The organism is Bacteroides bouchesdurhonensis, from assembly GCF_900155865.1.
GTDB lineage: Bacteria > Bacteroidota > Bacteroidia > Bacteroidales > Bacteroidaceae > Bacteroides > Bacteroides bouchesdurhonensis.
This window is the reverse complement of the sequence record NZ_LT707006.1, coordinates 2,369,425-2,393,164: the sequence shown is the minus strand read 5'-3', so window position 1 is coordinate 2,393,164 and position 23,740 is coordinate 2,369,425. Positions and strand designations below refer to the sequence as shown.

Below are 23,740 nucleotides of genomic sequence, written 5' to 3'. Positions count from 1 at the left end.
AGTAAATTTATCAAAAGTGTTGCCTTATTTATTCTCTCCATATAGAAGATGTTTATCAGAGAAAAAAAGGAAAAATATGTTGGTTTGAGTGATGGGCATAAAAGAAAAAGACCGCCCTATGATACGTTAGAACGGTCTGGGAATGATGTCAGGATTTTACCAACTGATATTTGTTCTCAATCTTTTGGGATAGCCGTTGCATATCTTCTTCGATTTTAGCACCTGTTATTTCCGCATAAATCTGAGTTGTTTTGATATTTCGGTGTCCCATCATTTGGCTAAGTGTTTCTATCGGAACGCCTTGTGTCAGGCAAATACTTGTTCCGAAACTGTGTCGGCTCATGTGAAATGTGAGTTTCTTATCCAATCCGCAGAGTTTGCCGATACGTTTAGTATATTGACAAACAACATTCATACATAACATCTTGAATACTTTTCCTTTTTCGCCAGTACCTTTATATTTCTTAATAATTTCCTTTGGAATATCCAATAATGGAACCAGCGACCTACTACCTGTTTTCTGTCGCTTAATATCTATCCATTGGTTACCCTCACTATCCGTCACGATATTTATATCCTGCAAATTCTTGATGTCCGTGTACGATAAACCAGTCCAACACCCGAAAACAAACATATCCCGTACAAATGCCACGCTCGGATGCTCTATCGGAGTAGTCATAACCTTTTGTATTTCTTCACAAGACAACCATTTGCGGGATGTCTTAGGTTGGTCGGGTACATAACCAAAAAACGGATTACGTGATATAATACCTTTGTTCATGGCTCGTTTAACTAACTTCTTGAGAAAGACAATATGTTGCATCACACTACCCGTTGCCATCTTATGGTCTATTTTCAGATACATATCGTAATTCTCAATAAAGGAGTATTCCAAAGATGAAAACGGCATATCACTTTTACCGTACTTATCACGGATAAAACGGGACAGGTTCAAATGAGCATTTACATACGCCCGATAGGTTGCAATCGTATGGTTTATGCCTATACTTTTTCGTATTTCTTCGGTTGCTTCTTCCAGTTCCTTTAGTAGCGTGGTTGGTTCTTGGGCTATATTCATAACCGCATTTTTGACCCGTTCGGCTGTTACATAACCGTCTTTTTCTACAATGTAGGCATAATGCTTTTCTATGGAAGTCGAAAGGCTTTTAAGTTCCTTGTTTACGCCTGTTTCATGTGCCGTTCTTCCGGTTGAACGCCCTATTTTAGCATCCCACAAATCAGGATTGGTTTCCAGCCCTGTACTGAACTGGGCGATTTCCCCGTCCAACGTGATACGACCCATCACGGGACAAAGCCCGTTCTTCTTTACTTTGTTCCTGTTGATATAAAACAGGTATTTGAATGTGCTACGCATGATGTTATTATTGGTTTTGAGATTTGACAAAAGAGAACTTTCCCGCCATCCGTTCAGATAACTGCTTCATATCGGCACTTATCTTTTGGGTGGAAACGGTCGCATAAATCTGTGTGGTGTGTATATCCTTGTGCCCCAACATCCGGCTAACTGTTTCGATAGGTACGCCTTGCGAGAGGCACAATTCCGAAGCGAAAGTATGACGGCTCATGTGATATGTCAGATTCTTTCTAATTCCGCATATTTCGGCAATGCGTTTGAGGTTTATATCAACGGTTGAATATCCGGGAACAGAGAACAGTTTCTCACAAAATCTGCCCTCTTTGTACTTCTCAATAATTTGCAAGGGAATATCTAATAGCCGTATACGGGAAATCGTACCTGTCTTTTTCCTTGCAATCACAATCCACTGTTTTCCGTCTTCGGTTGTAACAAGTTCCTTTTCTGTTAATCTTCGTATGTCGGCAAATGCCAATCCGGTGAAAGCGGAGAAAACGAATAAATCACGGATAAATGTACGGTTGGGAGAATCAAATGTAGCGTTCATTATCTTTTGCAGTTCCTCGCTCGTTAGGGTACGGTGTTCGCTCTGTCCACGTTCAGGTTTGTACTCCGTAAATGGGTCACGGGCAATAAATCCTTTGTTGAGAGCAGTACGAACTATTTTTCTGAATGGGATAATATAACCTAATACAGTATTCGGCTTCATCTTCAAACCCACCCGTAAATAAAAATCATAGGCTTCTATAAAAGAGAATGTGAGTTGATTAAATGACATATCCCGAACATGGTATTTCTTTTGCAGGAAGTCAGCCAAATGACTGTAAGCGTTACAATATCCCTTGTAGGTTCTTTTCACCCTGTCTATTCCGACACGTTTACCGTAAACCTCGTTGTGTTCCGCAAATACTTTCAGTAGGGTTTCCTGTGTGGTGGCAATGCCTTGAAATGCGTTTTTCAGTTCTTCGGCTGTTACGCTCCCCCGATTAGTTAGATACTCTTTGTAACGAGCGTTAATGCTTAGATTGATTTTATCAATCTGACGGTTTACCTGTAAAGCGTGGTTACTCTTTCCAGTCATTCGCCCTGCTTTGGCATCCCATTTTGATGGCTCGGCTTCTATCTTTGCCGAAAACTGTGCCATTGACCGTCCGATGGTTATACGCCCCATTACGGAACATAGCCCATTGGCTTTTACCTGATTCTTTTTGAGGTAGAATAATACCTTTAATTCTTCTTTCATACGCTCACTTTTAATTAGTTACAAAATTATTCCTTAAGTGAGTTACTTGAAGAATGGAAACTACAGCCGAAGAACGCCATCAAAAGACGAATGATGAAACGCTTCTTTCTGCTTTGTCTGTTAGCTGTGAAATCCGCTATTCTGCCTTATCGTTCCTGATGGTAAATAGGTAATGACTTGGTAACGGAACGGTGACTATTTCTGTCTGTTCTTGGCATTTTACCCTGTCTTACCATCATGCCATCAAAAGACATAAAGTGCTAACAAATAAACAGTTGCTTCGTTTATCGTTTCCTGTCTTACCTATTATTGATGTTTATTGGAAAGATGATAAGACTAAAGCGGATTTCTACTGCTATTTTCCTTACGGTACTCCATCCGATCTTACTTCGTATGCTTTTTCAATCAAAGAAGATCAGTCTACGGAACAAGCTTATAAAGATAGCGAATTTCTGTATGGAAAGACATCAGGGGTAGCTCCGACTGAAAAAGCAGTAGTCATCACAACAAATCATATTTTTAGTTGTGCTGTAGTAACAGTTCAACCGGGGAATGGATTTACAACAGAAAGTCTGGCAAAAGCCAATGTCAGTATCAAAATAAATAATATACGTACAGGAGCATCGATAGACCTTATAAAAGGAACGGCAACGGCAACGGGAATAGGTAAAACCATTACCCCATTAAAAACAGGAGATTCTTATTCCTACAAAGCATTAATTGTTCCACAAACCATTTCAGCAGATAACTTTATTACAGTCTATGTGGATGGAAGAGATTTCAATCTGAAAAAGGAAATTACCTTTGTCGGAGGAAGACGTTACAGTATTCCTGTCACTGTGAGTAAAACGAGTTATGGAATCAACGTTAATATTGGTGCTTGGGAAGATGATGAAATTGATAATGGCGGTACAGCCGAGTAAACGAATAGCCTTATGAAAAAACAACGGTATCAATATGTGACCGCATTACTGTCGGCACTAATTTTCACATCATGTTACGACAATGAGGTTGTAAAAGACGACTCTCTGAATGGAACTTCAAATATTATTTCATTATCCGGAGAAATCGATCAGGTTGTTGTGACTCGCGTCAATGACAACGGATTTTGTGACGGAGATATTATGGGGGTGTATGTGGTAGATTACAAAGGTAACACTCCGGGAAAACTAGAAAATAGCGGTAACCGGGGAGATAATGTACGGCACACATTTGATGAGACCGCCTATAAATGGAATTCAGCTTATGACATCTATTGGAAAGACGATAAGACTCACATCGATATCTATGGATATTATCCGGTCGCCACACCGTCAGAAGTGAATGCATACGAATTTGAAGTACAAAAAGATCAAGCGAAAACTAATGGGAATGGTGAATTGGGAGGTTACGAGGCAAGTGACTTCCTATGGGGAAAGGCAACGGACGTAGCTCCTACGGAGAAAGTGATCCGATTACCATTGCGGCATAAAATGAGTAATGCCCGCATTACCTTGGTAGAAGGCGAGGGATTTACTGAAGAAACTTGGACAAAGCTGGAGAAACAAGTTCTAGTTCTAAACACCAAGTGTAATTCAGTAATCGACCTTGCCACAGGTAATGTCACAGCTACAGGAGAAGTGGCCAAAACAGGAACCATCCCTTTTTGTAAGGATAATGAGTTCCGTGCCATTGTTGTCCCACAAATTATAGAAGGGGGGAAAATACTGTTCAGTATTACAGTAGACGGTGTTCCTTATACTTTCAAGAAGAATGAAGCATTTACTTATGTAGCTGGAAAAATGCATAATTTCACGATCAAGGTGGACAAAAAAGAAGCAAGTGGTAAATATGAATTTACACTTATTGATGAGTCAATTACTGCTTGGGAGAATGATATGGCTTCTCATGAAGCTACAGCTAAAGAATATATCGTGATTAATGTCGAAAAGGCAGGAACACTGAAAGAATGTATCAAGAACGCCAACAAGGACTATACAAAGTTACAGAATTTAAAAATTACGGGAGAGATTGATATAAATGATTTTTATTTTATGAGAGATAAAATGAGCAAACTACAAGCCATCAATCTCAAAGAAGTTCTGATTAAAAAAGGTACATATATTAATGAATATGGTGGATATGAAAATGGAGAAGAATTAGCTATACCCAATAGTGCCTTCAACAAAAAGATGTCTTTACTTCGTATGGTGCTCCCCGATAAATTAGAAAGAATAGAACAATCAGCATTTGCAGATTGCAAATATTTATCCGGTTCATTGATTATACCGGAAGGGGTGACATATATAGGTAGCAATGCTTTTTATAGTTGTAGCTCATTAACCGGAAGTTTATCACTACCGACAACTTTAAAAAAAATAAATGGTGGTGATTTCTCTGGTAATCAAGGAGCATTTCAACAATGTGGCTTCGTATGTGAATTAATTCTGCCTGAAAATCTGGAGGAAATTGGAATGAGATGTTTCCAAGGATGTAGTGGACTATATGGCAATCTTAACATTCCATCTCAAGTAACATATATAGGAGAAGAGGCATTTGCAGACTGTAAAAATCTCACAGGTTCTATTACTATTCCCCAAGGAGTTACAGAAATAAATAATTCAACATTTCGTAGTTCTGGTTTAAATGGGATATTAACTATGCATGATGGAATAATAGCAATTGGTCCAGATGCTTTCAATGGAACTGCTTTAAAAGGAGAATTAATATTACCTCAAAATCTAACTATCATTAATGATAATGCTTTTGCTTATTGTGATTTCTCCGGTGAATTAAAACTACCCAAAGGAATATACACAATTGGTAATAATGCTTTCAAAAACAATTGGCGTCTCATGGGAACACTCGAAATCCCTGAAGATGTGCAAAGCATCGGTGCAGGTGCATTTGCCAACTGTCGGAGTCTGGAAGGGATTGTGTTTCCGGAGGGAATAGAAAATATCCGTTTCGAAAGCATGTGGGGAGATGAAGGGGGTGCTTTTTCTAATTGTTTCGGTATCAGCTCCATCGTATGTAAAGGAATTATTCCAGCCTATGTACAAGTTGGTGCTTTTAATGGAGTAGCTAAAGATAATTTCACCCTTGAAGTACCGGAATCCGCCATTCAGCAATATAAGACTGCAGTTGGTTGGAACGATTTCAAACGGATCTCTGCACACCGTGAATTAGTTTGCCGCCCATCCATAGCTAATGCGATCAACACCCAATGTACACGCAAGCTGACATTAAATGCAGAAAGTGACTGGGAAGTGGAAAGTATTCCGTCATGGTGTAGCTTGTCTCAGACTAGTGGTTCGAAAAAAACAGAGCTGACTTTAACCATCCAAAATATGCCACAAGGTACAACTGAAGGACGTACCGGTGACATTGTATTCAAACTGAAAGATAAAGAGTACACGACTAAATGTTCAGTTTCGCAATACGACTACACATACGGTGAAGATGAAATTATAACCTTACAAAAAGCTACTAAGGGAAATAATGGCGGTATCAATCTTGTATTTTTAGGAGACGGATACAATGCGGAAGATATATCCAAAGGAGACTATATGAAAGCAATCAAAGAACAAGTTGAAAACTTCTTCGGTATAGAACCTTATACGTCTTATCGTGATTACTTTAATGTGTATACCGCTATTGCTGTTTCTCCTGAAAGTGGTATCGGTACTATCAACACGGTCCGCTATGCGAAATTTGAAACAACCTTTACCGGAGGTGTAGGACTGAGATGTGATTATGACGCAGCATTCAACTACGCACTACGGATGCCGACAGTGACAAAAGCAAATTTGAACCAAACACTGATTATTATGACTCCTAATACAACCGATTATGGTGGTATCTGCCAAATGTGGGATGATGGTTCGGCAATTGCTTTCTGTCCGATGAGTACCTACGGTTATCCTCTTGACACTCGCGGAGTAATCCAACACGAAGCCGGAGGACATGGATTCGGTAAACTGGGTGACGAGTATATTTATCACAATGAATTTATCGACTTCTGTACATGTACCTGTTGTGAACACGTATTTGAATTCAAATATGCTAAATCATTAGGATGGTACGACAATCTATCCCTTACCGGAAAAATGCACGAAGTACCTTGGAGTCATTTGATCTTTGATGACCGATATAGTGACCGGGTAGATATCTACGAAGGCGGATTTATGCACAATCGTGGTGTATTCCGTTCGGAACAGAATAGTTGTATGAATAATGATATTCCATATTACAGTACCATCAGTCGTGAATCAATCGTGAAACGTATCAAACAGTATGCAGGTGAAACTTATTCATTCGAGGAATTTGTCGCTAATGATAAAATGGCTCAAGAGGTTAAGGCACGTGCCATGAATACACCTTATATGGGAGGTCGCGTACATTCGTTCCAATATCCTCCTAAAATTCATAAAGGCAGTCCGCTGAAATGATTAAACGTAAAACTAAAACTGAAAGTAAAATGAAAAAGAGTATTCATATTATCTATACTACCTGTATCGGATTTGTATTCTGCATGACGGGATGCGGACAGGAAGATACAGTACAGAAGGAGACGGAACCGGATAACATCATGAAATTCCAAATCATACATCCGTCACAACAATCAAAGAGTGTTCTCCGTGCTACCGAAACTGCTTTCGAAACAAACGACCAAATCGGTTTATTTGTTACCGGACAGGATGAACCTTTGCAGATAGCGGGTAATTATGTAAACAATGCCTCGCTAACTTATAACGGAGAAGCATGGATCCCGGCAAAACCTATTTACTGGAATGATGGCACCTATGATGTATATGCTTATTATCCTCACTTCTCTCCCATTCTATCTGTAGATGAAACAGAGTTCAATGTGGCTTTAGACCAAAGTACTACAAAGACAGCCAATACATTAGGAGGATATGAAGCTAGTGATTTCCTGTGGGCATCGACTAAAAAACAAACAGCTGGCAATGCTGCCGTTCCACTGAAATTCAGACATTGTATGAGCAAACTCATAGTACGACTCATCAAAGGAGAAGACTATGAAGGAGATTTGGCGGAAGATGCAACAGTGTATATTCACAATACTGTACCGAGTGCCACTATTGATCTTAGCGTGGGAGTGGCTACTAAAGCATTATATGGTACAGAAGCCAGCATAAAGGCTAAGCCGGCAGGTGATCATCGTTATACAGCCATTCTTGTTCCGCAGAGAATAGATAACAGACGTCCACTGATAGAAGTGGTAATGAAAGGGGTATCTTATCTGATGGAAAGCAAATTCCTTTTCAAACCAGGCATACAGCATACTATCTCGCTGACTATATCTAAGAATCCGGATCAAGTGAAGATCGAAATAGGAGGTGAAGTTGAAGATTGGGAACCAACACAGGAATCATAAAATCATTTTAACGAGTTGCAGGCTATATCAAAAGTGCTAAATATTTATTTCGCTTTTGATATAGCCTCATCTTTTTCACAACTGTATATAGGGATCTTATAATAATAAGTATATTTGCAAGGGGATTATCAAAAGCTATATATAAATGAACGGCAAACTAATTCATATTATTTCTACCATTCTTTCAAGTTTATTAATGTTACTTTGCAACGGATGCCGCCAATGTAGTATCGAAATCAACGCATTACCCTTTCAGGAAAGTGAAGGAAATAACTGGGGACTTATAGCGACCAATGGAGAAATTAAAGTTCATTCCGGCAGTTTTACCTGGCAACCGTCAGCAGTAGTAAACGGAATGTTTAGTTTACCAGATGAAGAAGGATATTACCGGCTCTATCAACTGGAACATCCGACACAACCTGTCAGTGCCCAACGTTTCGCACAAATCGGACACTTCTTTGAGGAAGTCACACTTGCACAAGAATTTCCGGATTCGCCTATCTTAATCATCAACCGGAAAGGAAAAATTATCAATGATATCGGTATCAGCCTACATTATGACATTGTATTAGCACACAATTTCGCAGAAGGAAGATCACTGTTTTGTACACGAAAAGGTAAATATGGATTTATGGATACACAAGGAAATATTGCTATACCTCCTATATACGATCAAGCATACGACTTTCATGAAGGTATGGCTTTGGTTGGAAATATAAATAATAAAGGAGAAATGTGCTATCAACTCATTGATCCTTCTGGAAAAATCTGTTCTAACATTCAAATCACTCCCAGCCTGCTGGATCAACAGTTCAGCTGCGGACTAATGAAATATAGCAACTTATTGAATGGAAAATGCTGTTATTTGAATCCTGAAGGAGAAACCAACATATTTTTGCCGGACAGCATCAAAGAGTCATTCCGTTTCTACCATAATGCCGCCATTATACAAAGCGACCATGGAATAGGTCTCATCAACAAACAGGGAGAGCTACTTATTGCTCCAGAATACGAAGACGGTTTCATTGCTGGCAGCGACCGAATATGTCTCCGGAACGGTAACAAATGGCAATTGGCTGACTTCAAAGGTAACATCAAAGGAACGGATAAGAGTTATGACCGGATAACGTTTTTCTATCCTTCAGGGCTGGCAATTGCATACTCTGATAACCAGAGCTTATGGATTGATCGGGAAGGAAAACCACTCGACAACAAACAATACTACCGTATCGCAGAAGACCTATCAGCATTACAACTGGCTCCTCAAGTCTTCACTAGAAAGAGTGCTAAAGCAGAAGATAAACCGGAGAACAAAAAAGAGATTTCTATACCCCCAGCTTCCATCTCCCCTAAAGAAAAACAAAAGACAGTCCAAACAGTTGAGAAAACAAATGCAACTTCTACCATCAACAACGAGGAGTGGAAGAATATCAGCAAACAGAATCCTTTTTACGCTGAAGCCAGCAAAATATTATCAGGTAAGCTACCCGAAACGGATGCGGACAACAGAAGGGTTATTTTAAATTATGTAGAACACCTACGTACTTCATACACTACCAAAGATATCGACTTCTTAACTCAATTGTTTAGCGAGGAAGCCCTGATCATCGTAGGAAAAGTTATTCGCAATGCTCCTAAAATGGACGGAGAATATCTATCAAAAGACCAGGTGGAATACAATATAAAAAGTAAACGAACCTATTTGGAACGTTTAAAGGTTTTATTTAAGCAGAACAAAGAAATCAAGTTGAAATTCAGTGATTTTAAGATTATGCGACATCCTACTCAACAAGAATTATATGGAGTGACGCTCCGGCAAAAATATAGTTCAGACCTATATTCGGATGACGGCTATCTGTTCCTGCTATGGGATTTCAGAGATGAAACGACACCTCTAATTCACGTACGCACATGGCAACCCAGTATGTTGGACGATCAGACTCCATTACCGGAAAAAGAGATTTTCAATATTCGTAATTTCAATTTGCAATGAATATATTCGAATCATATCATAACGTCCGGAGATGCTTTCTGACATTAGGAATGCTCTTAGCCTTCTCACATTTATATGCGCAACAGTTCTCTGTGCAACATTTTCGACAGCTTCCTAATGATATCAGTGCATATATTCAGCCAGAAAAGGACCTGAATGACGAGGCTTGCGCACTTATCAAAATAGTAGGAAACCGTGATTTTGTGTTTTCCACCCCTTTAGGTATCGTGAAACGAAAAAATGATGTTGGAGAAACATGGATATACGTTCCGCGAGGCACTGTACAAATCACAATCAAACACCCGCAATGGGGAGTACTCCGTGACTATCGTTTCCCCTCCCCACTGGAATCTCGTTTGACTTATGAACTAGTTTTAAATTCTCCGATCACTATGCCCCGAAAAAAAATACCTCCAATGGAAAATAACATTGTTGAATTTCCACGTATATATAGGCTACCGACACAACTTCCCGAACCGGCAAAGCTTCGTCTCAAACGGCCAAAAGAAGATGCCTGCTATCTGATTATACTGGATGCAAGTGTACATGAGAATGAAGTTGCCGGAGGTATACGCTTTGGCTGGATGCGAAGACATGGAATATATTTACACGTATTAAGCAATTTCCGCACTACTGCTAACACGAATGGAATGGAATGTGACAAAAACGGAATACCCAAGGGTGATGATATCCCTCCTTATTACACAGGAAAAACTAAAAATTCACATTATGCTTTACTTGCAGGCGGACTGCACCGGATTGCTGGTGACTTCTGTATCTACGAAGGAATTGGTTACGGTGTGCGCACTGTCATTTGGGAAACAAACGAGGGAAATTATTTACGCAACACGGATTATTCTTCAAAAGGTATTGCAGCAGAGTTAGGTGCTATGCTAAGATTACAAAGGTTCGTATTTTCAGCTGGTGCCATTACTACAAGAGGAAACTATTGGGAGCTAAACATTGGCATTGGGATTCGTTTATAATAACCTTATTCTATTTATGAAGATTGATATATGTATACGAAAATAATTTATTTCTTGATCATAGCTTGTTGGTTGCTTCCTACGGGATGTAGTGATGAAAATCAACCGGATAATCCCGCACCGGAGATCTTGCTGCGCGAAGCTCAAGACATCACCCGTACCAGTGCCAGACTTACCGGAACGGTGAATGCCTCATCCAATAGCAAGACGGATCGCTATCGTTTTCGTTACGGGACTTCCCTCCAAATTGAACAAATGGACGAACAGTCATTAAAGAATAGTCATGTCAGCACTGAACTACAGGATCTAATTCCAGGAACTACTTACTATTACTGCTTAGAAGCCGGAAATAAGAAATATCTGAAACAAAGCCCGATTTATAGTTTTATGACCATTCCCAATGAGGTCCCTAAAGTCGATAAAATTAATTTCTTAGGACAAGGACCTATCAGTATTATTTTGCAATGTGCTATCATGGATAATGGTGGAGAAACAATTCTAAAAAATGGTTTTTGCTATACCAAGACAAATGGAGAAGAATATGAGCTGAGTGCTCCCCTTTCGGATAGCAACCAATGGCAACTCCGTATCGGAGATTTAGAAAAGGATACTCAATATACAGTCAGAGCCTTTGCCGAAAATAAAATAGGAAGAGCATATAGTGAACCTTACCACTTTCAAACTGGAAGTGCTGTAATACTCACAAGTGCGGGAACATTGCCTAAGATCATCGGTGAAAAAGAAAAAAACGAATATAATACACTCAATATAGTAGGACCTCTAAACGGAACTGATATCCGATTTATCCGTGAGATGTCCGGAAAAGATATTACTGGAAATCCAACACCAGGAATTTTACAACAGTTGGATTTGACGGATGCACTTATTGTATCAGGGGGGACGTCTTATGATGAATCACGACATACAGAGGATCATACTATTGGCTACGGAATGTTTGGTGAACTGGAAGTGCTGAAAGAAATAAAACTTCCGGCAAGCACACTGATCATTGAGCAGAATGCTTTCAAGAATAGTACGGCATTAACGAAGCTTTCAATTCCCAGCAATACGGAAGTATTAACTCCTTCTACCGGATGTAAAAATCTCAGCCATATATCCATAGCTTCGGGAAATACCCATTATACCAGTATGGATGGAGTAGTGTATAATAAAAGTGGTGAAGTTCTTGTTTGGTTTCCCGAAGGAATAATGGGAGATAATATTCAGTTCTCACCTACACTAAAAAGTATCGGAGACTATGCGTTGCAGAAATGCAAAATTCGTTCGATCGTACTTCCCAATTCACTCAGTAGCATAGGAAAACAGGCCTTCTGCGAGTCTGAAATTAAATCAGTCATACTTCCTGACGGATTACGAAGCATTTCCACCGGATTATTTCAGAATTGCAAGAGTCTTACTTCCGTTACTTTGGGAAGTAAATGCGAGTCCATTTCAGCATACAGTTTTGACAATTGCCCGCTCCAGCATTTATATGTAAAAGCATCTACTCCTCCTGTTTGCCATTCAGAGACTTTCAGTGGAGCAGAAAGTATTTTTGCTAATTGCATATTGCATATCCCCCTAGAAAGTCGGACACAATATAGAAATCATAATATCTGGAAACAGTTTCTTCACATTGAAGGAGTTGCTTTTTAATCGAAAATCACAAACGTAGCATGCATTTGCTTGCAGAGTATTAATAGATAAGTTCCAACGTATTAAAAGTAGACGTTTTCTTCATGGGAGGTAATACATCCGCAACGCTAACTACGTCAGCGTGAAGTTACGATTTATATCCGGAAAATACTAACAGAACATTTACATCCGTCTCCGACGATGTCATTGATAGAAGCGGAGGTTTATAAACAACTTATTTCTTCAGGAGTCAGACCGGTGTATTTGATGATCGTGTCAATGGAGAGACCGTCATGCTTCATCGTACGAGCTATCTCTTCCTGTTTTTTCTTCTCACCTTCTACACGACCTTCTACGCGCCCCTCCTCACGACCTTCCTCACGTTCTGTATAAATATTATCGCGTAAGATGACGATATTATCCAAATGACGGTAATAAGCATTCAGTTCATCCTTCGTCATTCTGTCCAACTTCAATCGTTCACGAACATCCTCCAAGCCCGGAGCTGTAGCACTATCGGGAATATCCCCTGTATTCAGATAATAAATCCACTCTTCAAGTGGGCTTTTAGCCACTTGATTGAAGTCATTAACCTTCAGAATATAATATTCAGGATAAAGCTGACTCACATAATCCACTTTAAACGTCTGTCGTTGAAAGGGAGTTAGTTCCAGAATATCCCCTGCATGGATGCCTCGGAACTCAGTCTTACCGTGATAGACAATGTCCTTTCCGTTACCCAATGAGAAATATACGATATTGACACTGTACACCTTGCGTACTTTATCGTATCCTTCACCACGATTGATATATTCTGTTACCAATTTGGAGGTGCCGAACAGCATGCGCTGGAAATAGGCATACTCATTGTTATTCTGTACTTCAATTAAAATAAGCTCCCCTTTAGAGTTCTCAGCAAGCATATCCACACGGTTATATTTATCGAACTCGTCTTCCTGATTGCTTTCACTCTCAAGCAGTTTCTGGATTTTGATTTCCTCTTTTAACAGCGTGGTCAGAAAACCTTCAAGTACACCAAAATTAGCTTTATTGCGCAACAGGCGTTTCATCGCCCAGTCGAAACGAATATAATTACCTATCATACTATCGTTCCCTTTCTTTTGATTTGTTTTCACTTCAACAAAGATAAGGTGAAAATGTTGAATGACAAACGACAAGCACATTTTTATTTAGACAGACCCACAAATGCCATCAGACAGATACAAACTTTCCCTATTCTTCCCTTACCCTTGTCACGCTAGACTCCCGCAGCCATTCTTTTACACACAGTCTAGTCTGACATAGAAATGATTTTTTAATAAGTATCTGGATTTTCAATCCGCCAATGTCTTTATAGTATCTCAAATAAAAAGAAGGCCAACGATCTTATTAACGCTGTTGAATAAGAAATCTAATTTGTTGCAATTGCCGGAACGCCTCTTGTTGCAAACTCTCCCACTGACGTTGATAAGTAACAGATTGTCGTAGCTCCGGTAATGGATACTCTTCATCCAACGTTTCTTTCAGTCGTTTGACAAGTTTCAGGCTGTCAGTCCGCCAACGTTTCTCATCTAACAATGAATCGGCAGAATGAAGCATCCGCAATCGTTCCGAAGCAATCAAACGACGACAGTTTTCGCTACTGACTTGATTTCCGTAGACAGGATAGAAAGTCGGAGAAGTCGAAGGAACATCGGTATTAAAACAAATAGCTAAGAAGGTAATACCAACCAACATGGCAGCAGCTATAACCATATAAAAGTGCCATTTATGAGTAACACCAACTGCATTTATCACTTCCGTAGCAGATGCATAACGCTTATCACGCTTCTGGTGGGTACACTTACGTGAAACGGTAGCCAAATGTTTGTCTTTAAGCAAAGTAGCCATTTCTCCAATTATCACTCCTAATGAATAGATATCCGCACGCAAGTCTAAAGAAGTACCCGGTTGGAGTATCTCGGGAGCAAGATAATACCGGGTGCCGGCAGGAAGTTTCAACACATCGTAATCGTCACAATCGGAAAGGCTGAAATCAATCAGCTTGACATTATTGCCATTATGAGTAATCAGAATATTACTTGGTTTTAAATCCCGATGGACAATCTGTTTGCTATGGATATATTGCAAAGCACTACACAATTCCGTTATAATCTTAATCGCCAATGGAAAATTCAGTTTTCCCTGCTGCATAAACTCTTTCAAAGTTACCCCATCCACATATTCCAATAGGATACAATGTCCCAACGAAGAGACCTTTTCCCAACTCAACGTTCGGCAAATATGAGGATGTTCCAACTGATAACCAATATTAAACTCTTTTTCAAGTGCTTGCTCACAAAAGACCGTCCTCCGATACATGGGTTGCAGTGCCTTCAATATATGCAATTTACCATACCGATGACAACGGAATAATTGATTATATCCCGAAGCAGAAGTATATATCTCCTGTATATCCGTAATAGCCGTATCATTCGGATAAGTATCTTCCTTGAAGAAACCGGAAGTAAAAGAATCATTATTCATATTCAATGCAGTTCAATAAAGTAAGACCTCCATTTCGTCCGGCTATAAATGGAGAAGTTCGAACCCCATCCCGCAAAATGTACGGAAGAAATAACGGTTGTCCTTTGATAAAAGTAGCAGTCTCAAAACAATCTCCTTTTTGCAGTTTAGACTGTTTTGCCTCTTGTACCTCAAACACCGCGTTCCCTCTATACAGCAAACGTACATAGCGATTCGGCGACCATCCAATTTCCACTTCTGCTCCAGGAACGAGTTCTTTCGCCATCACTTGATAAGCCGAGAAAAAAGAAGAATTGAAAGCACTACTACTCTTTAAATAGCTACAGAAGGTGGTAAAGAAATCAAAACCTATATAACGAGATAATAAATCAAGCGTTTGTACACGTGGCTTATGCACATCATTCACGTATCCCCATAAACGTTTTAGAGTAGAAGTTGAAATTACCCCAAACGAGTTCTTCTGCAAATAGAAAGAAAACTCATCAAAATCAGTAGTCGTACGCAAAGGTTTGCTATATTTTTTTTCAACTAACAATAATAATTCTACAATTTCCGGTTTATATATATTCATAGTTCAGTACTGAATGTTTTATCCGTCCCAAAGATAAGTAAAATCGTTTTATTATCGTATATTTGTCCGATTAATATTAAATCATTATTTTAAAATATGAGGCAAATAAATCTATTTATGATGTCAGCAGCAATGTTGTTAGCAGCCTGTGGTGAAAATAAAGAAACAGGCAAAACAGATCAAGTGCTTATCGGGAAATCGGATATTAAAATTGAAGGGAAACGCATGACTCCCGAAGCACTTTGGGCAATGGGACGTATTGGTGGACTCTCCGTATCACCAGACAGTAAGAAAATCGCGTATACAGTAGCTTATTACAGTGTACCGGAAAACAAAAGTAATCGCGAGGTTTTTGTAATGAACGCAGATGGTAGCGATAACCAGCAAATCACGCATACTCCTTACCAGGAGAATGAAGTTACCTGGATTAAAGGAGGAAGTAAACTTGCATTTCTGAGTAACGACCAAGGAAGCAGCCAACTTTATGAAATGAACCCGGATGGCAGTGAACGTAAACAACTAACCAACTACGATGGAGACATCGAAGGATACTCTATTTCTCCGGATGGCAAGAAAATTCTTTTCATCTCTCAAGTAAAGACTAAGAAAAGTACGGCTGAAAAATATCCGGATCTTCCCAAAGCTACGGGTATCATCATCACTGATTTGATGTACAAACATTGGGATGAATGGGTGACAACGGCACCGCATCCTTTTATTGCTGACCTAGACAAGAAAGGGCTCTCTAATATCGTAGACATTCTGGAAGGAGAACCATACGAAAGTCCAATGAAACCATGGGGCGGCATTGAACAATTGGCATGGAACACGACATCAGATAAAGTAGCTTATACGTGCCGAAAAAAGACAGGTATGGAATATGCAGTCTCCACCAACTCAGATATCTATATCTATGACTTAAAGACAAAGGAAACGAAAAACATCACTGAAGAAAATAAAGGATACGACACGAATCCACAATATTCTCCAGACGGCAAATATATCGCATGGCAAAGTATGGAACGTGACGGTTATGAAGCAGACCTGAACCGTTTGTTCATCATGGACCTGAAAACGGGTGAAAAACGTTTTGTTAGTAAAGCATTTGAATCGAATGTGGATGCTTTTGTATGGAGTTCAGATGCTAAGAGCATTTATTTCACGGGGGTATGGCATGGAGAAACTCAAATCTATGCACTCAACCTGACAAATGACTCTGTAAAAGCTGTTACTTCGGGAATGTATGATTATGAAGGAGTTGCGCTTTTCGGTGATAAACTAATCGCCAAACGTCATTCTATCAGCATGGGTGACGAAATTTATGCTGTCGCACTAGACGGTGCTACTACCCAACTGACACAAGAAAATAAACAAATCTACGACCAGCTGGAAATGGGTAAAGTGGAAGGTCGATGGATGAAAACAACCGACGGTAAAGACATGCTAACATGGGTCATTTATCCTCCTCAGTTCGACCCTAATAAGAAGTATCCTACCTTATTATTCTGTGAAGGCGGTCCTCAAAGTCCTGTCAGCCAATTCTGGTCTTATCGTTGGAATTTCCAGATTATGGCTGCCAACGACTATATTATTGTTGCTCCAAACCGTCGTGGATTACCGGGATTTGGTGTTGAATGGAACGAACAAATCAGTGGTGACTATGGTGGTCAGTGTATGAAAGATTACTTCACTGCTATTGATGAAATGGCCAAGGAATCGTATGTAGACAAAGATCGTTTGGGATGTGTAGGAGCTAGCTTCGGTGGTTTCTCCGTATATTGGTTAGCCGGACATCATGACAAACGTTTCAAAGCATTTATTGCTCACGACGGAATCTTCAATATGGAAATGCAATATCTTGAAACCGAAGAGAAATGGTTTGCAAACTGGGATATGGGAGGTGCTTACTGGGAAAAACAGAATCCAATAGCACAACGTACTTTTGCTAATTCTCCACACCAGTTTGTAGACAAATGGGATACTCCTATCCTTTGTATCCATGGAGAGAAAGATTACCGTATTTTAGCTAATCAGGCAATGGCAGCTTTTGATGCTGCTGTAATGCGTGGTATACCAGCTGAGTTGTTAATTTATCCTGATGAAAACCACTGGGTACTAAAACCACAGAATGGAATTTTATGGCAACGTACTTTCTTTGAATGGTTAGACAAATGGCTGAAAACGGAAGCTAACCAACAGAAATAATAATTCTATTGAGAAATAAAATGTCCTATACATCGCTTCCAAAAAGCAAATGTATAGGACATTTTTATTTGTTAATTCTAAATTATAATATTTACTCAGAAATCGGATAATTATACTTTCTAAGTACTTCACTCCCATCAATCTTATAATCTGCAACAGTTCCCATGGATTTCCCTAACTGTTCTCCTATCCATCTACCTTTCAGATGATATTGCTCAAACGTATAAATATTTCGCAGAACAATATTAAAAGTCGCAGAGCACTTGTATCCACCTTTTTGTACAGACAATGTCACGAAAGTATAAGGTGATACAGTAACTTTGATAGCAGTCTTAGTAGACCAAGTATGAATTGACTTAATTTCCTGTTTTTTTCCAAAGACTAAAGAAGTACGTGGTCCATATTTAAAATCAGAAATAGTACCTGAATTATCAATCAAAGGAAGTCTAATTTCCAGTTCTTCCAGATTCTCTACATCTTCAGGCAGATACCCTTCAGTCAATGTAAGTAGAGAAGTCTCTTCAGATTTCTCTTCGAAATAAAAAGTGTGTGGAAAAGGAGTAACAGTATGGTTCTCAGGAGAAGACCATACTATCAAAGGTGATTCTATTTTTTCCGGGATATCCCCCTCTTCTTGTATAAAATCACAAGAAATAAGTTCCACTTTAACGGGCATGGAAGGAATTGAGTCATTTGATTCTTCACCACAAGCAGTAAATACAGCTAAAAAGCTTAAAAGAAAAAATAATTTAGTTTTCATGATTTAATAAGTTTTAGTTTAGTTTGGTTGTCTATACTGCCAAAATTAATGAAAAAATCTCATTTTCAAAATTTTGCTATGCTATTTTTTCCTCTCTACCTCAAATATCTAACATATCCTACAGCATTCGTGTAGCTTCAATAAAAAAAAGATGGAATTTCACTTAAATTCCATCTTTTATAATACAATAAAAAATCCTTTTTATTTTCCAGGTCTGCTTGGGATTTTCTCAAAAATAGCTTTTATACGTTTCATATCCAATTTAGGAGTACGATTATAATAATAAACCCCATTCTTCTCTTGTTCTACGTCTGTTAATTGTGTATAACAGAATCCCCAAACATGTTTTGAATCTATCAATGCATCAATCTGTCCCTCAAGACGTTTGTAAAATTCTTCTTCATTAGCAGGCATTCCGCCGTATCCCCATGAATTTTTACGGTCTTTTTCTGCCATCCAAGGAATACCACCAAATTCATCTAACATATATGGCTGACCCTCATACACCGCTAGAAAATCTTTATCTCTAGTATTACGATATGGTTCTTTACCTTCTTCAAACTTCAATTGCTCAGTCAGTTTTGCACGATCTTGCTCGTAATTATGAACACTCCAAATATCTGTCAAAACGTGATTATCACCACTAGCGTCATTTATAGGACGAGTCGGATCAATCCCTTTAGTAATATGATATACATCTTTTACCAGACGTACATAAGCATTTTGTCCACCACCCCATGTTTCGTTAAATGGAGTCCAAGTCACCAATGAAGGGTGATTACGATCACGTAGTACAACCTCAGTCCATTCTCCGATAAAGTTACGAGCAGCAAGTTCTTTATTTACATCTAACACCCAACTTGCAGATTCTCCCCAAGTGATATATCCTAGTTTATCTGCCCAATAATAATATCTCTCTTCAAATACTTTCTGATGTAAACGGGCACCGTTGAAACCTGCCTCTTTACCTAATATAATGTCATTCTTTAAGGCTTCGTCGCTCGGAGCAGTCCAAATTCCATCAGGATAATAACCTTGGTCTAATACAAGACGTTGATAATAAGGCTCGTTATTCAAATAGAATATACCATTTGCGGTATGCACTTTACGCATACCAACATATGATTTTACCTCATCAATAACATTACCTTTAGCATCCTTTACACGATAAATTACATCATAAAGAAAAGGAGTCTCCGGTGTCCAAAGATTCATATTCTTCATCGGAAGAACAACTACTGAACCATTGCAACTGCTAACTTCTTTCTTTGCAACAGTTTTTTTACCATCCATTACCGTCACTTCTAATGTTCCGTCATTTGATTCCTGATAAAACTCCGGCAAAATAACTAGTTGTTTCTGGTCGATATCAGGACGTGCAAAAACAGTCTTCAGTCCGTTAGGAGCTACAGCTTCCATCCATACAGTCTGCCAGATTCCTGTTACACGTGTATAAGAACAACCTCCTGAGAAGTAATTTGTACATTGTTTACCACCCGTCTGCTCACCTGAGCGCAAATCGTCTTTCACAAAAACCACTAAATTATGAGTTTGACCAGGTTTTACATAACGTGTTAAATCAATAGAGAACGACGAACTACCTCCCAAATGACGAGCAATAAACTTTTTATCAATAAAGATCTCTGCACAATAATCTACAGCACCAAAATTCAGAAAGATTTTCTTTCCACTCCAATTTGCCGGAATCGTCAAAGGACGTTGATACCACATCTGATTAATAAAATCAGTATGCTCGACGCCAGAAAGTTTACTTTCCGGGCAAAAAGGTACAATAATGTTGTTTTTGAATTTATCAGTTTCCTGTAATTTCCTATCTTTTCCCGAATTTCCAAAATCAAATTCATAAGTCCAAGTACCATTCAAATTTACCCAATCCGTGCGTTCAAATTGTGGGCGGGGATATTCCGGACGAGGAACGTCTGCTGAAAATACATTCCACACATTCATCAGAGCTAATAGAGCTACTGCAAAAAGTTTTTTCATGTTTTTTTTTATTTTATGGTTTACAAAATTATTTTAGTCTACTTCATATAAATAAGACTTCATTGATGGTTTTCAATGTTGCAAAGATTGGGAAAATAAAGAAAAACGAAGAGAAATATTTATTCAAATAATGACAGAATCAGACCAAACTGCCTACAAAAAACTATTTTGTAGGCAGTTTGCAAGTAGATTCTCATCCTTATCCTAATTATATTTTCTCTCTCAAGTCTAATGAGAATAAATGTTCGCTATTTCGACAATATACATTTTATGCAAGCCACCATGAACTCCCCCATACCATTTTTCTAGAGATTCTTTATCCAGAAAGCATTCAGGTTTAATACCATCAGCATATAGTTTTTTACATTCTAATGTCAAACGAGCCTGTTCAAAAAGGATATTCCCTTGTTCAGTAAATATAGGTTTTAGACCAGTTTCTTTTACCTTATCAATATCTCGTCCCGATTTGGAACCACAAATAGCATGAATTTTCTTATTTTCTTCACCTAAGAAGGAAAGTGTCAGAAACTCATTCTTTTCTATAAATTCGTAAGTATAACGTTCAGGACGAATAAAAACAAAAGCAACTGGTTTATTCCATAACCAACCAATACCACCCCAGCTTGCAGTCATTGTATTAAATTTCTCTTTTGTTCCAGCTGTCACCAGCATCCACTCTTTTCCAATAGATTCGAAAAAGTTATCCGATAACTCTTTTATTTCTAATTTCTTCATCTCTTTTTATACATTTAGTTCTTACTTGTTCATATTCCAATAATCTATTTCTTTTTATGTAATTTTACAATCTGTCCCAAGTATGGAATTTCTATCCGTATCTTCCGCTTCTTAGCTTCAGCTGCAAAGACTTTAGGCGGATCATGAAGAGGTTCATCTGATAAATCAAAAGTACCATAATGCATCGGAATGGTAAGCCCCGCCTGCATTTCTTCAGCAGCCGTCAATGATTCGTAAGGTGAAATATGATTAGGTCGCATAAACCAACGAGGCTTATACGCTCCAATTCCTAATAGTGCATAATCCGGTGCTCCAATGAGCTCTGGGATTTCCTGAAAATGTTTAGAATATCCAGTATCTCCACTATAATAAAGTGAAATACCATCGCCCTGTAACATGAAAGCTCCCCAGAGACGTTGTCCACCATCTCGTACAGAGCGTTTACTCCAATGTTGCGCAGGAAGAAAAGTTATTTTCAGAGCCTCGTCTTCAAGTTGCTGATACCATGCAGCTTCAATTACTTCCATTTCCGGAAACCAGTTCTTTAACAATTCTCCCGTTCCTAATCCACAGAATAGTTTCATCTGAGGATTATTTTTCAATAGCCTTGCTATGCTTTGTTTATCCAAGTGATCGAAATGATCATGACTAACCAACAAATAATCAATTCCTGTAAATATGTCAGGGTTGGCAGGAAACTCACTTTTTCTCTTCACAAATGGAATGTTTCCAAAAACCGGATCAAACATCACCCTCTTTCCTGCTAATTGAAGAAAAAAGGAATTATGTCCCAGCCATATTAATGAATCCCCTACAACAGCATCCAACGAACGAAGATAACATACCTTCGGATCCCATTTCACTGTTTTCTTCTCTTTCCGTTGAGGATTTGGAGATAAACGCCATTTTAGTACACTTCCCATACCAGGACGGAAACGGTGTTGCCGATTAAAAAAACGTCCACGTACCATCGGATTTCCTCTCCAATAAGGATTAACGGTAGCCAAATGCTCGTTTCTTCTGAAACATATATGTTCACCCATACTTTGCTCTTTTGAATATGTTCATTACAAACATAACAAAAAATGTGCCCCGGACACACAAACGGGACACATTTTAAGGCATATTTAATATTGCAAGGTATCTATTCGAATCGTATCTTTATTATTATAAATGGTATCTACCAAAGTATCTGATTTTTCATAATGTATATACCGATATGTTTCTGTCCTTTTGATGCTTGGCATAAAAAAGAATATAGGTACCAACAATAAACAAAATAGCCAAATGAGCAATAAAGAAACTCTTAATCTTTTAGACATTGCAGTCCAATTGAATATGGAACGGAAGATGGTATGTACCAATGCAAAAAGTGGGATACCAAAGAATAAAATCAATACAATCCAAGCAACAAATGTCCAAGGTGAATTCCAAGCGATAGTCAAATCCAATCCTGGTATTGCAGCAGGCAGTGTACCAAAAAGCATTCCTCCCAATCCAAGTAGAAGAGCTATAATTCCTATTAAAGCAACTACTAAAACAATGGCCGCAATCAACAGAAAAGGACATATGGCAATTGCCAGAATGACTAATACAAGCTTAAAGATGAAAGCGACCACAGAAAGAAAGAAATCAACCGCTTTCTGTAAAAAGGAACGAGGCTTACCTGAATTTACATAATCGTTTACTCCATTCGATACACGTTCAAAACCGTCAGTTACAGTCTTTCCTATATTCTCTACCGTCACTGCTTGTCCACGCATACTCAATTTTTCTGCAGCTGTACGTGCTTCGGGAATAACAATCCAAGCAATCAAATAAAAGATAATTGCCGGACAATAGGGAATAAAAACTAATATCACCATTAATATACGTACTAACGTAATATCCCATCCCAAATATGCTGCCAAACCTGCGGCAACTCCACCGAGCATTTTGTCGTCCGGATCTCGGTATAATCGACGATGCGCTGTTCCACTTTGATTAAATGCATCACTTCCGGAATTTCCTATCTGCTGTGAATTATTTTGAAATTCATTATATTCTGAATTATCTTCAAAATCTTCCGGCTTTCCCATACGCGAAATAACCTCTTCCACATCAGAAATTGTAATCACCTGTTTGCTTAAAGTAACCTTTTCAGAAAACAATTCAGCAATACGATTCTCCATATCGTTCACAATTTCTTCTGCTCCCTGTTGTTTACGGAAGTGCAAACGAATATTATTTAAATAATTGTCCAACAAATTATAGGCATCTTCATCAATATGATAAACGGTTCCACCCAAATTAACAGTTAATGTCTTTTTCATCCTATTTCTTTTTCA

Annotated in this window: 17 protein-coding genes; 7 read left to right on the top strand and 10 right to left on the bottom strand. The window is 38.7% G+C overall.

The window, feature by feature from the left end:
• Nucleotides 1-148 precede the first annotated feature (148 nt).
• Both CZ225_RS09670 and CZ225_RS09665 read right to left on the bottom strand, forming a co-directional pair.
• Nucleotides 149-1,375 (bottom strand): site-specific integrase, encoded by a 1,227-nt coding sequence (locus CZ225_RS09670; protein ID WP_077153957.1) that lies wholly within the window; start codon nucleotides 1,373-1,375, stop codon nucleotides 149-151.
• A gap of 7 nt (nucleotides 1,376-1,382) precedes the next feature.
• The gene (locus CZ225_RS09665; RefSeq protein WP_077153956.1) at nucleotides 1,383-2,618 is read right to left on the bottom strand and encodes a site-specific integrase; all 1,236 of its coding nucleotides are present in this window, start codon (nucleotides 2,616-2,618) and stop codon (nucleotides 1,383-1,385) included.
• Nucleotides 2,619-2,875: 257 nt separating this feature from the next.
• On the opposite strand from CZ225_RS09665, the gene CZ225_RS09660 reads away from it, so the two are divergent.
• The 6 genes from CZ225_RS09660 to CZ225_RS09635 all read left to right on the top strand — a co-directional run bounded on the left by CZ225_RS09660 (nucleotide 2,876) and on the right by CZ225_RS09635 (nucleotide 12,633).
• Nucleotides 2,876-3,541 carry a fimbrillin family protein gene (locus CZ225_RS09660; protein WP_077153955.1) on the top strand — a complete coding sequence of 222 codons (666 nt, stop codon included), beginning with the start codon at nucleotides 2,876-2,878 and terminating at the stop codon, nucleotides 3,539-3,541.
• A 12-nt stretch (nucleotides 3,542-3,553) separates the two neighbouring features.
• Entirely contained in the window at nucleotides 3,554-7,048 is a 3,495-nt protein-coding gene (locus tag CZ225_RS09655) for a leucine-rich repeat protein (RefSeq protein ID WP_077153954.1), read from the top strand.
• A 29-nt stretch (nucleotides 7,049-7,077) separates the two neighbouring features.
• Nucleotides 7,078-7,998 (top strand): fimbrillin family protein, encoded by a 921-nt coding sequence (locus CZ225_RS09650; RefSeq protein WP_159441766.1) that lies wholly within the window; start codon nucleotides 7,078-7,080, stop codon nucleotides 7,996-7,998.
• Nucleotides 7,999-8,143: 145 nt separating this feature from the next.
• Complete coding sequence (locus CZ225_RS09645; RefSeq protein ID WP_077153952.1) at nucleotides 8,144-9,991, top strand: WG repeat-containing protein; 1,848 nt, start codon at nucleotides 8,144-8,146, stop codon at nucleotides 9,989-9,991.
• The gene (locus tag CZ225_RS09640) at nucleotides 9,988-10,977 is read left to right on the top strand and encodes a hypothetical protein (RefSeq protein WP_077153951.1); all 990 of its coding nucleotides are present in this window, start codon (nucleotides 9,988-9,990) and stop codon (nucleotides 10,975-10,977) included. Before CZ225_RS09645 ends, CZ225_RS09640 begins: the two co-directional genes overlap by 4 nt.
• Before the next feature lie 30 nt (nucleotides 10,978-11,007).
• Nucleotides 11,008-12,633, top strand: a complete 1,626-nt coding sequence (locus CZ225_RS09635; protein WP_077153950.1) for a leucine-rich repeat protein — start codon at nucleotides 11,008-11,010, stop codon at nucleotides 12,631-12,633.
• Nucleotides 12,634-12,836: 203 nt separating this feature from the next.
• Here the strand turns inward: CZ225_RS09635 and CZ225_RS09630 are convergent, their stop codons facing one another.
• The 3 genes from CZ225_RS09630 to CZ225_RS09620 all read right to left on the bottom strand — a co-directional run bounded on the left by CZ225_RS09630 (nucleotide 12,837) and on the right by CZ225_RS09620 (nucleotide 15,709).
• Nucleotides 12,837-13,715: an Rpn family recombination-promoting nuclease/putative transposase gene (locus tag CZ225_RS09630; RefSeq protein ID WP_077155777.1), complete on the bottom strand. Its 879-nt coding sequence runs from the start codon at nucleotides 13,713-13,715 to the stop codon at nucleotides 12,837-12,839.
• Nucleotides 13,716-14,001: 286 nt separating this feature from the next.
• Nucleotides 14,002-15,138 carry a serine/threonine protein kinase gene (locus tag CZ225_RS09625; protein ID WP_077153949.1) on the bottom strand — a complete coding sequence of 379 codons (1,137 nt, stop codon included), beginning with the start codon at nucleotides 15,136-15,138 and terminating at the stop codon, nucleotides 14,002-14,004.
• Complete coding sequence (locus CZ225_RS09620; protein ID WP_077153948.1) at nucleotides 15,131-15,709, bottom strand: hypothetical protein; 579 nt, start codon at nucleotides 15,707-15,709, stop codon at nucleotides 15,131-15,133. The genes CZ225_RS09625 and CZ225_RS09620 overlap by 8 nt, the downstream gene beginning before the upstream one ends.
• A 96-nt stretch (nucleotides 15,710-15,805) precedes the next feature.
• On the opposite strand from CZ225_RS09620, the gene CZ225_RS09615 reads away from it, so the two are divergent.
• On the top strand, nucleotides 15,806-17,914 hold the full coding sequence (locus tag CZ225_RS09615) for a dipeptidyl-peptidase Dpp5 (protein WP_077153947.1): 2,109 nt from the start codon (nucleotides 15,806-15,808) through the stop codon (nucleotides 17,912-17,914).
• Nucleotides 17,915-18,005: 91 nt separating this feature from the next.
• Here the strand turns inward: CZ225_RS09615 and CZ225_RS09610 are convergent, their stop codons facing one another.
• The 5 genes from CZ225_RS09610 to CZ225_RS09590 form a co-directional block, all read right to left on the bottom strand.
• Nucleotides 18,006-18,674 carry a hypothetical protein gene (locus CZ225_RS09610; RefSeq protein WP_077153946.1) on the bottom strand — a complete coding sequence of 223 codons (669 nt, stop codon included), beginning with the start codon at nucleotides 18,672-18,674 and terminating at the stop codon, nucleotides 18,006-18,008.
• A 201-nt stretch (nucleotides 18,675-18,875) separates the two neighbouring features.
• A complete protein-coding gene (locus CZ225_RS09605) occupies nucleotides 18,876-20,678 on the bottom strand; it encodes a glycoside hydrolase family 2 protein (protein WP_077153945.1) in 1,803 nt (600 codons plus the stop codon).
• 228 nt (nucleotides 20,679-20,906) lie between these two features.
• Nucleotides 20,907-21,413, bottom strand: a complete 507-nt coding sequence (locus CZ225_RS09600) for a flavin reductase family protein (RefSeq protein ID WP_077153944.1) — start codon at nucleotides 21,411-21,413, stop codon at nucleotides 20,907-20,909.
• Between the two features lie 44 nt (nucleotides 21,414-21,457).
• Nucleotides 21,458-22,456: an MBL fold metallo-hydrolase gene (locus tag CZ225_RS09595; RefSeq protein WP_077153943.1), complete on the bottom strand. Its 999-nt coding sequence runs from the start codon at nucleotides 22,454-22,456 to the stop codon at nucleotides 21,458-21,460.
• 84 nt (nucleotides 22,457-22,540) lie between these two features.
• Nucleotides 22,541-23,725 carry a PspC domain-containing protein gene (locus CZ225_RS09590; RefSeq protein ID WP_077153942.1) on the bottom strand — a complete coding sequence of 395 codons (1,185 nt, stop codon included), beginning with the start codon at nucleotides 23,723-23,725 and terminating at the stop codon, nucleotides 22,541-22,543.
• Nucleotides 23,726-23,740 lie beyond the last annotated feature (15 nt).

Bases quoted from the DNA above. Each gene is read 5' to 3' on its own strand.
- CZ225_RS09670 (WP_077153957.1), bottom strand. From the start codon at position 1,375: ATGCGTAGCACATTCAAATACCTGTTTTATATCAACAGGAACAAAGTA.
- CZ225_RS09665 (WP_077153956.1), bottom strand. From the start codon at position 2,618: ATGAAAGAAGAATTAAAGGTATTATTCTACCTCAAAAAGAATCAGGTA.
- CZ225_RS09655 (WP_077153954.1), top strand. From the start codon at position 3,554: ATGAAAAAACAACGGTATCAATATGTGACCGCATTACTGTCGGCACTA.
- CZ225_RS09650 (WP_159441766.1), top strand. From the start codon at position 7,078: ATGAAAAAGAGTATTCATATTATCTATACTACCTGTATCGGATTTGTA.
- CZ225_RS09645 (WP_077153952.1), top strand. From the start codon at position 8,144: ATGAACGGCAAACTAATTCATATTATTTCTACCATTCTTTCAAGTTTA.
- CZ225_RS09640 (WP_077153951.1), top strand. From the start codon at position 9,988: ATGAATATATTCGAATCATATCATAACGTCCGGAGATGCTTTCTGACA.
- CZ225_RS09635 (WP_077153950.1), top strand. From the start codon at position 11,008: ATGTATACGAAAATAATTTATTTCTTGATCATAGCTTGTTGGTTGCTT.
- CZ225_RS09630 (WP_077155777.1), bottom strand. From the start codon at position 13,715: ATGATAGGTAATTATATTCGTTTCGACTGGGCGATGAAACGCCTGTTG.
- CZ225_RS09625 (WP_077153949.1), bottom strand. From the start codon at position 15,138: ATGAATAATGATTCTTTTACTTCCGGTTTCTTCAAGGAAGATACTTAT.
- CZ225_RS09620 (WP_077153948.1), bottom strand. From the start codon at position 15,709: ATGAATATATATAAACCGGAAATTGTAGAATTATTATTGTTAGTTGAA.
- CZ225_RS09615 (WP_077153947.1), top strand. From the start codon at position 15,806: ATGAGGCAAATAAATCTATTTATGATGTCAGCAGCAATGTTGTTAGCA.
- CZ225_RS09610 (WP_077153946.1), bottom strand. From the start codon at position 18,674: ATGAAAACTAAATTATTTTTTCTTTTAAGCTTTTTAGCTGTATTTACT.
- CZ225_RS09605 (WP_077153945.1), bottom strand. From the start codon at position 20,678: ATGAAAAAACTTTTTGCAGTAGCTCTATTAGCTCTGATGAATGTGTGG.
- CZ225_RS09600 (WP_077153944.1), bottom strand. From the start codon at position 21,413: ATGAAGAAATTAGAAATAAAAGAGTTATCGGATAACTTTTTCGAATCT.
- CZ225_RS09595 (WP_077153943.1), bottom strand. From the start codon at position 22,456: ATGGGTGAACATATATGTTTCAGAAGAAACGAGCATTTGGCTACCGTT.
- CZ225_RS09590 (WP_077153942.1), bottom strand. From the start codon at position 23,725: ATGAAAAAGACATTAACTGTTAATTTGGGTGGAACCGTTTATCATATT.